General features: G+C 54.6%; 1 pseudogene. It reads left to right on the top strand.

Features of this window, described 5'->3' with window-relative positions:
• A pseudogene (locus ABLN87_RS22260) lies at positions 1–995 on the top strand (IS3 family transposase); the annotation flags it as partial.
• Positions 996–1,092: the final 97 nt, after the last annotated feature.

The following is a 1,092-nucleotide window of genomic DNA, read 5'->3' as shown; positions in this document are numbered from 1 at the left end:
CGTTCACCCGACGCAGATCGGAACGTGGAAGCGGGCAGCGATAGAGAACATGGCGACGGCCTTTAGGGGTCTGTTCCGGCTCCAGAACAGGTTAGCGCCGCTGATGTCGACAAGCTGCATTCGAAGATTGGCCAGTTGGTGGTGGAACGGGATTTTTTAGCGGAAGCCTCGCATCAACTTCTCGGGACGCGAGGCAAAAAATGGTGAGCCGGGATCACAAGTTAAGCCTTCGTAAACAGTGCGAACTGTTGCGGTTATCACGGTCGCGGCTGTACTATCAGCCGGCTGGTGAAAGCGCGGAAAACCTGCGTTTCATGGAAATCATCGACAAGCAGTTCCTTGAAACGCCGTGGTATGGATCGCGCCAGATGGCCCGCTACATGAAGCGGAATGGGCATCGATGTGGTCGGCACCGCGTACGGCGGTTGATGCGTCTGATGAGGCTGGTGCCGATTTACCAGGAGCCAAACATCAGCAAGAAGCATCCCCAGCACAAGATTTGGCCATACCTGCTGCGCAACATGGTGATTGATCGCCCCAACCAGGTCTGGTGCGCAGACATTACCTACATCCCAATGCGGCGCGGGTTCCTGTATCTCGTGGCGATCATGGATTGGTACAGTCACAAAGTCCTGGCCTGGCGTCTGTCCAACAGCATGGATGGGGACTTCTGCGTGGAGGCTTTGAAAGAAGCCATCGCCAAACACGGCAAGCCGGAAATCTTCAACAGCGACCAGGGTAGCCAGTTCACCAGCGGTGCTTGGATCGACGTCCTGACAGATGCAAGGATCAAGATCAGTATGGATGGCAAGGGCGCTTGGCGCGACAACCGAATGATCGAAAGACCGTGGCGGTCGTTGAAGTACGAATGCGTTTACCTGAATGCCTTTGAGACAGGTTCAGAAATGCGCGCTGGGATCAGCACGTGGCTGGCCTACTACAACTCAGAGAGGCCTCATTCCACACACGGTATATTGACGCCGAATGAGGCTTATGGAAACAAAGCCGAAACCGTGAAATTGGCAGCCTAAATACAACCCTGATCCATCTTAAGTTGGCTGCAAACTGGTCCAAAACGTAGGACCACCTCTG

Source organism: Ruegeria sp. SCP10 (assembly GCF_040329495.1).
Lineage (GTDB): Bacteria > Pseudomonadota > Alphaproteobacteria > Rhodobacterales > Rhodobacteraceae > Ruegeria.
The sequence above is the reverse complement of the archived record's forward strand: the minus strand, read 5'-3'. Positions and strand labels throughout refer to the sequence as shown.